The sequence below is a fragment of the Mesorhizobium sp. M0276 genome, from assembly GCF_040321755.1.
Taxonomy (GTDB): domain Bacteria; phylum Pseudomonadota; class Alphaproteobacteria; order Rhizobiales; family Rhizobiaceae; genus Mesorhizobium.
This window is the reverse complement of the sequence record NZ_JAMYSC010000143.1, coordinates 1-1,283: the sequence shown is the minus strand read 5'-3', so window position 1 is coordinate 1,283 and position 1,283 is coordinate 1. Positions and strand designations below refer to the sequence as shown.

At 58.0% G+C, this 1,283-nt stretch carries 2 protein-coding genes; both read right to left on the bottom strand.

Features of this window, described 5'->3' with window-relative positions; translation table 11 throughout:
- The coding region (locus NKJ01_RS36145) for a HupE/UreJ family protein (protein WP_352735361.1) at window positions 1-278 on the bottom strand (278 nt) is incomplete at its 3' end.
- Between the two features lie 51 nt (window positions 279-329).
- Window positions 330-1,283, bottom strand: a 954-nt coding sequence (locus NKJ01_RS36140; RefSeq protein WP_352735359.1) for a CehA/McbA family metallohydrolase, incomplete at its 5' end; no start/stop codon positions are given.

Genomic DNA, 1,283 nt, shown 5'->3' with positions numbered 1-1,283 from the left:
AAGGGAACGGGCACGCCGGTGATGCCCAGCGCACCGCCAGCAAGCATGAGGCCGACGAAGGCCGCCGGCCAAGCCCAGAGCGCGCGCCCGCCCTTCAGCGCCGCCCACAGACCGACCGCGACCATCACCATGATGTGGTCAAGCCCGAAGAGCGGATGCGCAAGGCCGACCGTGAACGAATTAGCCGAGCCGACGCCGATATGGAACAATGCCGGCTTGCATGCAGCTGCAAGCATAATTGCCACGAAGGCTAGTCTGATGGATTTGCTTCTGGTCATCGGATTTTCCATGGATGTTAAAAACCTGTGCGCACGTTCCTAAGCTTTTCACTAGTCATGCTCGGAATGGTGTGTGCCGGGGGTATGCGGATGATGGTAGCCCATTTGATGCATTTGATTGTGCAGACGATGGTACGCCGACTGGAGCACAAGGCGCATCTCCTTATACCGCTTGGCCTCGGCGCGGGTTCCGATTGTGTCAATGTAGGCCATCGACCCTTCGATCTGGTCCAGGATTGTGAGCGCGTCGGCTGCGGCAAATAACCGAGAGCCCTCGACATCGATCATAACTGCCGACGAGTGAGCGGCGATCATCTCCGGTTTGTCGTCGTATTTCGCGCGAACAAGCAACGCGATCCAGGAACTTTTCTGGATAGGCACCGACCAACTTCCGGCATCCTGCCACGGCCTGAGGGTACGGCTTTCTCTGACTTCGCCATTGACGATAAGGTCAATCCTGGTCATCGGCACGATCACACTTGCGACGTTCCAGCTAACGTTGACCGTTCCGCCCGATGAGGACAGGCCAATGCGGCCGCCCATGGGTTTTCCGTCAACATTAAGATCCATCAGAGGGCCATAGGTCACAAACGTATGGCCTGCGCGGACAGCATCCATCCACGTCTCGTAGGAGAATTCCCGACTATCGGGGATTTTAGCGTAGGTCCGGGTCAATCCTACGGCAAACTCGGCCGACATCTTGTCTGTGCCAGCCACCGCTGGGATGTGGTAACCGTTGTTCAGGAAGCGATACCAGTCGGAGAGAGAATAGGCGTCGATGCCGCTGTAATAGTCAATAAATGACATCATTTCGACGGCGTCCGCTTCCCCCAGGACGATCGTTGCGGCGCTTTCCATCCGAGGATCGGGGAAGTGCGGTAGGACGACCAGGCCGCCCTGCTTCTTACATTGCCGCGCCCATTCGGTGGTGAGAGCATTGACGGGATCGCCGATCGCCGATTCATCCGGACCGCCGGCGGCAAGGGGAACAATCATGTTGCCGGA